This window comes from Actinomadura sp. 7K507, from assembly GCF_004348425.1.
Lineage (GTDB): Bacteria > Actinomycetota > Actinomycetes > Streptosporangiales > Streptosporangiaceae > Spirillospora.
In genome coordinates this window covers 1-4,389 of sequence record NZ_SMKK01000407.1, presented here as the reverse complement: position 1 = coordinate 4,389, position 4,389 = coordinate 1, and the positions used below count along the sequence as shown (strand labels likewise).

Genomic DNA, 4,389 nt, shown 5'->3' with positions numbered 1-4,389 from the left:
CTGCCCGCCCTGCCCGGCCTCGCCGGCCGGTTCGCCCGGGTCGTCGACTTCGATGCCGTGCGCCTCGACCAGCTCGGCGAGCCCGCCGGTGTAGCCCTGCCCGACGGCGCGCACCTTCCACCGGCCGTCCCTGCGGTAGATCTCCAGCCCGATGATCGCCTTCTCCGGGCCCAGTCCCGGGACGGTGAACACGGCCGCCGGGCCGTCGCCGTCCCCCGTCAGCCTGACCTGCGGCGGCGGCATCGACCCGAACGAGCCGGTGCCGGACAGGCTGGCCGCGATCAGCACCGCGTGGGCGCCCGCGGGGATCGCGTCGAGGTCGAGTTCCACCCGCTGGCGGCCGCCGCCGTCGGCCCAGCGCACGCCGGGCGCCTCGGGGGCGTTGAAGAACACCAGGTCGGCGTCGGAGCGCACCCGCAGGTCGGGGCCGACGAGCAGGGCGCTGACGTCCACGGGCACGGCGCAGGACACGGTGGCGGTCACCCGCCGCGCGGGCAGCGGGGCGTTGGCCCCGGGTGAGAGTTCGGTCATCGGCGATCAGGCGAGACCGGCGATCGTCGGCAGCATGTCCTCGAACGTGCGGCCGTGGCAGGGTTCGCCGATCGCGTTCAGCTTCCAGCCGTCGCCGTGGCGGTAGATCCGGGCCATCACCATGGCGGTGTGGGTGCCGCCGCCGGTCAGCGTGTACCGGGCCATCTCGCCGCCGTCCATCTCGTTGACCAGCCGGCAGAAGGCGTTGTCCACCTCGTTGAAGGTCTGCCCGTTGAAGGAGCTGACCGTGAACACCAGCGAGGTGACGTGCACCGGAAGCCTGCCCAGATCGACGATCACCGACTCGTCGTCGCCGTCGCCCGCCCCGGTCAGGTTGTCGCCGGTGTGCCGCACGGATCCGTCGTCGCTGGTCAGCTTGCCGAAGTAGACCACGTCGGCGATGCTGCCGTCGGCGAAGAGCACGCAGGAGGCGTCGAGGTCGATCTCCCGCTCGCGGGAGCCGAAGAAGCCCTTCTTCTTCACCGCGTCCCAGCCGAGCCCCATCCGGACCATGCTCAGCGCACCGCCGGACTTCTCCAGCGAGATCCGCTGGCCCTTCACCATCGAGACGGTCACAGCCGTCGCCTCCCCTGTCGTCCCCTATGCCGTGCCGCTCCGGAGCGCACCGGCCCTGATGGCGCCCGGCCGCTGCGAAGGGGCGGCCGGGTGCGGGAGAAAGCCTTGCAGCCGATCCGCCCTGTTGTCACCCGTTGATGCCCGACTGCGACCGCGGAAGGATCCGCGTCAGTCGCGGGGGGTGGTAAGGAGGGCGGCGAGGGCCGCCGCGAAGCGGGCGGGGTCGATGTCGGCCGGGGCACGGCCGAAGAACTCCCGGGACAGGTGGTAGCCGGTCAGGGCGGAGACGACGACCGCGAGGAGCGCGTGCGGATCCTCCTCGCCGGGCAGGGCCGGCAGGTCCCGGGTCAGATGCTCGGCCTCTTCGGCGATGCCCTCGTCCAGGAGCGCGCTGCGGATCCTGCCGGTGAGTTCGGGGAACCTGCCGTGCTCGCGGGCCAGCAGCGTGATCAGCGGTCTGATCTGGGACAGGTACTCGAGCTGCTGCAGGAGGCGGCGGGTGAGCGCCTCGCGGGGGTCGGCGGTGACGGGGCCGCGTTCGAAGGACTCCCGGTGCCGCTGAGCGCGGGCCAGCTCGCGCTCGAAGACCTCGCGGAACACGTCCTCCTTGGACTTGAAATGCCGGTAGAAGCTGCCGCTGCCCGGCGAGAGCCCGGCCAGTTCCTCGATGTCGGTGACGGTCGTGCCACCGAAGCCGCGCTGCTGGATCAGCGCCAGGGCCGCGTCGATGACGCGTTCGCGAGTGGTCGACACGGACGCAAGATACCTCTTGCAGATGCAAGAATCTTCTTGCATCGTTGGGGGCCCCGAGATGAGAGGCCTCCGTCATGCCCGTGCCACGCGCCCTCCAGGGACCGCCACGTACCGTCACGCTCCTGTCAGCCGCCCTCCTGGTGATGGCCGCCGTGCCCGCCGTCACCGCGTCCCCCGCCGAGGCGGCCGATCCGCCGGGGGCCGTCGCCGTCTCCCCCGCCGAGCGGGGCTGGGTCTTCCGGGACGGCGAAGGACGGGAGGTGACGTTGCGCGGGTTCAACGTCTCGGGGAGCACCAAGCTCTACGAGAACGACCTGCTGCCCTTCCGCAGCACCGCGGACGCCGCCAGGTCCGCGCAGTCCATGCGGGACCTGACCGGCGCCAACGCGATCCGCTTCCTCATCAGCTGGGAAGGGGTCCAGCCCGCACCCGACCGGATCGACCACGCCTATCTCGACAAGGTCACCGCGCAGGTCAAGGAATTCACCGACCGCGGATTCCGCGTCCTGCTCGACTACCACCAGGACCTGTACTCCTCGCACCTGTTCCACAAGGGCAGTTGGTACACCGGGGACGGCGCCCCGAAATGGGTGATCGATGCGGGGGACTACCCGAGGGAGTCATGCGGGATCTGCCTGCTGTGGGGGCAGAACATGATGACCAACGCCGCCGTGCGCGAGGCCGCCCAGGACTTCTGGCGCAACCGGGTCCTCGACACGAGCGCCGGGCGCATCGGCGTCCAGGACGCCTACCTCACGCAGGCCAAGGCGACCATGACCCACCTCGAACGAGAACTCCCCCGGCAGGCGTTCGACAGCATCCTCGGATTCGACCCGTTCAACGAGCCGTTCGACGGCGGCCTGGACGGCGGATCCGGCCTTGACTGGGAGAAGAACCACCTGATGCCCTTCTACCATCGCTTCCGCACCGCGATGGACGAGTCGGGCTGGGCAGGCAAACCCGCTTTCGTCGAACCGCTGGTGTTCTGGAACACCGGTTTCTTCGAGCAGGGCGGCATGTCGTCGGTCGGTCGCCTGGGCACCCGGATGGTGTTCAACAGCCACTACTACGACGGGGCACGCATCTCGCTCGACCGCTCCCCCGCGTCCGACGGAGTCTACGGCTCGGCGATGAACGAGATCCGCCAGCGCGCCACCGACCTGGGGACCGCGCCGTTCGTCTCCGAGTTCGGCAACAAGCTCGACGACGACCGCACCCCGTGGATGGTCCGCGCCATGTACCAGGCGATGGACTTCGGCGTCCCCGGCCGCAACTGGTGGACCGTGCCCTCCGACGGCGGCACCGTGCTGTCGGCGATCCAGTGGCACTGGGACATCTACAGCGGACGCCACCACGAGCTGATGAACGGCAACCCCCGCAAGGTGCAGACCGACGGGGACGCGTGGAACGACGAGGACCACTCGGTCGTGGCCGTGGACGACGCGGGCGACGTCACGCTCAGGCTGGACCAGCGCGTCCTGGACCGGCTCTACCCCGCCGCGGTGAACGGCGAGACCCTGGCCTTCGCCTTCGAGGACCTGGCCCGCTCCGGATACGGCGGCGCGGGGCGGCAGCAGCCCTGGCTCACCGTCCCGTCCTCGATGCCCAACGTGGCCGACCTGGTCCGGAACCGCCAGTTCGGTGTCCTCGTGTGGCGGGGATCGGCGACCGGCGCCCCGACGGACCTGCACCTCCCGCAGTCCTTCGCCCCCTCCGGCACCACCGTCGTCAGCGACCTCGGCGCGCTGAACGGCCTGCCGGACTCCGGCCCGATCAGGGTCGCGCGCGAACCCGGTTCCTCCTCGGCGCACCGGCTTCAGCTGTCACCGTCCGGCGACTCCGCGGACGCGGTGCACTTCGCCCTCATCGCCAACGCCGGTGCCGGCTCGCCGGTGCCGGCCGATCAGCTGGCCGCCGCCCGCGCCGAACTCTCCTCCTGGACCGCCCGCCACTTCCCGGCCGGCTGATCCGCCGGACCCCGGTCCGGCGGCCGCGCCGCCGGACCGGGGAACGCGACGCCGAGAAGGCCGAGCAGGGGGGCGGCCTTGTCCGCGGTCTCCTGGAACTCGGCGGCCGGGTCCGACAGGGCGGTGATCGCGCCGCCGATGCCGAACTCGACGCGTCCCGCCGAGGCCACGGCCGTGCGGATCACGATGCTGAAGTCGGCCGCGCCCGACAGCGAGAAGTAGCCGAGGGCACCGGAGTACACCCCGCGCGGGCCCTCCTCCAGGCGGTCGATGATCTGCATGGTGCGGATCTTCGGTGCGCCCGTCATCGAGCCGCCGGGGAACGCCGCCCGCACGCACCGCACCGCCGAGACGTCCTCGCGGAGGGTGGCCCGGACCGTGCTCACCAGCTGGTGGACGGTCGTGTAGCTCTCCACGTCGAAGATCGGGTCGACGCTGACCGACCCGGTCTCGGCGACGCCGCCGAGGTCGTGCCGGACCAGGTCCACGATCATGAGGTTCTCGGCGCGGTCCTTGACGCTGAGCGCCAGTTCCGCGCGCAGGCGGCGGTCTTCGGCGGGGT

The 4,389-nt window shown here is 71.2% G+C and carries 5 protein-coding genes; 1 reads left to right on the top strand and 4 read right to left on the bottom strand.

The genetic code is table 11. The annotated features are described in order from the left end of the window. From E1285_RS43485 to E1285_RS43475, 3 genes are all read right to left on the bottom strand, one after another. Nucleotides 1-531, bottom strand: a 531-nt coding sequence (locus tag E1285_RS43485) for a TerD family protein (protein ID WP_165967025.1), incomplete at its 3' end; no start/stop codon positions are given. 6 nt (nucleotides 532-537) lie between these two features. Further along, nucleotides 538-1,107, bottom strand: a complete 570-nt coding sequence (locus E1285_RS43480) for a TerD family protein (protein ID WP_132160754.1) — start codon at nucleotides 1,105-1,107, stop codon at nucleotides 538-540. A gap of 168 nt (nucleotides 1,108-1,275) precedes the next feature. Beyond that, nucleotides 1,276-1,860: a TetR/AcrR family transcriptional regulator gene (locus tag E1285_RS43475; RefSeq protein ID WP_165967024.1), complete on the bottom strand. Its 585-nt coding sequence runs from the start codon at nucleotides 1,858-1,860 to the stop codon at nucleotides 1,276-1,278. A gap of 74 nt (nucleotides 1,861-1,934) precedes the next feature. On the opposite strand from E1285_RS43475, the gene E1285_RS43470 reads away from it, so the two are divergent. Continuing rightward, entirely contained in the window at nucleotides 1,935-3,827 is a 1,893-nt protein-coding gene (locus E1285_RS43470; protein WP_243723466.1) for a cellulase family glycosylhydrolase, read from the top strand. On the opposite strand, the gene E1285_RS43465 is transcribed toward E1285_RS43470, so the two are convergent. Continuing rightward, the coding region (locus tag E1285_RS43465) for a chorismate-binding protein (protein ID WP_207947261.1) at nucleotides 3,764-4,389 on the bottom strand (626 nt) is incomplete at its 5' end. The genes E1285_RS43470 and E1285_RS43465 overlap by 64 nt on opposite strands.

Excerpts from the sequence above, each read along its gene's own strand:
- E1285_RS43470 (WP_243723466.1), top strand. The coding sequence starts at position 1,935 with ATGCCCGTGCCACGCGCCCTCCAGGGACCGCCACGTACCGTCACGCTC.